Origin of the sequence: Arthrobacter sulfonylureivorans (assembly GCF_047607445.1) — a bacterium.
Classification (GTDB): Bacteria; Actinomycetota; Actinomycetes; order Actinomycetales; family Micrococcaceae; genus Crystallibacter; species Crystallibacter sulfonylureivorans_A.
The window spans coordinates 1-468 of record NZ_JBLKRT010000104.1; the positions used below are offsets into that span (position 1 = coordinate 1).

Below are 468 nucleotides of genomic sequence, written 5' to 3' on the forward strand. Positions count from 1 at the left end.
GCGTGGCCTCTGCCGAACGGCCGATCGGCCTGCGTGACACCATTCCGGTGGGAACGCAGCTCTCCATGAAGGCGGGCTCCGCCGCCCAGGTCCTGCTGGCATGGGAAGACCACGAACGTCTGCTGGAGGGCCTGCAAGGCGCCCGCTTCACGCCAACCGTCCTCGCCGGCGTGCGCCGCCGCGGCTGGGGACAAAGCCTGGGCGAACGCGAGCCGGGCGTGGCGTCTGTCTCGGCACCGGTCCGCGGACCATCCGGCCGGGTCATCGCCGCCGTGTCCATCTCAGGCCCGATCGAGCGGCTCACCCGGCAACCCGGACGGCTGCATGCCGAAGTGGTCTGCAACGCGGCCGCACAACTCACCGAGGCCCTGCGCAAGACCAACGACTAGCAGCCGATCAGCCGCCGAAGTGGTCCCATCCACCGGTCTGGACGGCGGCGCCGTCCAGGGTTGCGGGAGCAGATCCGGT

General features: G+C 70.9%; 1 protein-coding gene. It reads left to right on the top strand.

Annotated elements, in window-relative coordinates:
- Positions 1-389, top strand: a 389-nt coding sequence (locus tag ACMX2H_RS18985; RefSeq protein ID WP_414962840.1) for an IclR family transcriptional regulator domain-containing protein, incomplete at its 5' end; no start/stop codon positions are given.
- Between the last annotated feature and the right edge of the window lie 79 nt (positions 390-468).